Annotated in this window: 1 protein-coding gene; it reads right to left on the bottom strand. The window is 64.5% G+C overall.

The window, feature by feature from the left end:
- The coding region (locus tag ACWCQK_RS42525) for an AMP-binding protein (RefSeq protein ID WP_451164634.1) at positions 1–1285 on the bottom strand (1285 nt) is incomplete at both ends.

Below are 1285 nucleotides of genomic sequence, written 5' to 3'. Positions count from 1 at the left end.
CCGTAAAGATTGTGCAGCGGCACCCCGAGCAGCTCACGGAACCGCTCATGCAGATCGAGCGGCAGAGCCTCACCACTGGTGAACACCGCCCTCAGCCCCACCACTGCAGCGGCCGCGGGCTCCTGGAGGAACACCTGCAGCATCGACGGCACGAAGTGCGCCACCGTCACCCCCTCACGGCGCATCACCTCCGCCAGATAAGCAGGATCCTGATGCCCTCCCGGCCGGGCCACGACCAGCGTGGCACCCTCCAGCAAAGGCCAGAAGAACTCCCACACCGACACATCGAAACCGAACGGCGTCTTCTGCAGAACACGGTCATCCGCACGCAGACCAAAAGCACCCTGCATCCACGCCAGCCTGTTCACCACACCACCGTGCTCCACCACCACGCCCTTAGGACGCCCAGTCGAACCCGACGTGTAAATGACATACGCAGGATGCCCCGGCAACAACACCGCCCCACGCTCGGCTCGCGACAGGTTGGATCCGCTGCGGCTCTGGACCTCGGCAATCAGTGGCTGGTCATCAACCACCACCGTCGGAGTTGTCTTTGCTAGCTCATCATTGTGCCGGGCAAGGGACGTCACCAGCGTGGATGGCCGGGCGTCTTTCAGAAGGTAGGTGATGCGCTCAGCCGGCAGCGCGGGATCGATCGGGACGTAGGCGCTGCCGGACTTCATCACTGCCAGCAGTGCAATGACCATCTCGGCAGAACGATCCATCATGACGCCGACCAGGCGCTCCGGGCCCGCCCCGCGATCGAGCAGGACTCGCGCTAGTTGGTTTGCCTGGGTGTTGAGTTCGGCGTAGGTGAGTGCCTGTCCTTCGAAGCGGACGGCGATGGCGTCGGGTGATGCCTGTACCTGTGTCTCGAAGAGTTCAGGAAGGGTTCCTGCCGGCACCTCGACCGAGGTGTCGTTCCACTCCTGAAGGACGCGGCGGCGCTCGGTGACGGTGAGGACATCGACCTCGTGCAGCACCGGATCACTGCCCGGCAACTCGGAGTGGGCCTCCAGCGCGTCGGCGAAGCCCTCCGCAGTGGTCTCGATCGCCGTCGCCAGCCAGCCAGGGTCGACCAGACCACCGGCCTGCACCGTGACCGCGAACCCTTCACCAAGGTCATCGACCATGACCGACACCGGATAGTTGGTGCGTTCATGGACGTGAAGGAGAGCAATGCCTTCCAACTGTTCGGCCGGGCTGGTCGGCGCACTGTGCCGGTAGTTGAGCAGTGTCGTGAACAGCGGAGTCTGCGCGGCAACCCCGCTCGCCCGCTGTGCCA

The organism is Streptomyces sp. NPDC002306, assembly GCF_053593435.1.
The sequence above is the reverse complement of the archived record's forward strand: the minus strand, read 5'-3'. Positions and strand labels throughout refer to the sequence as shown.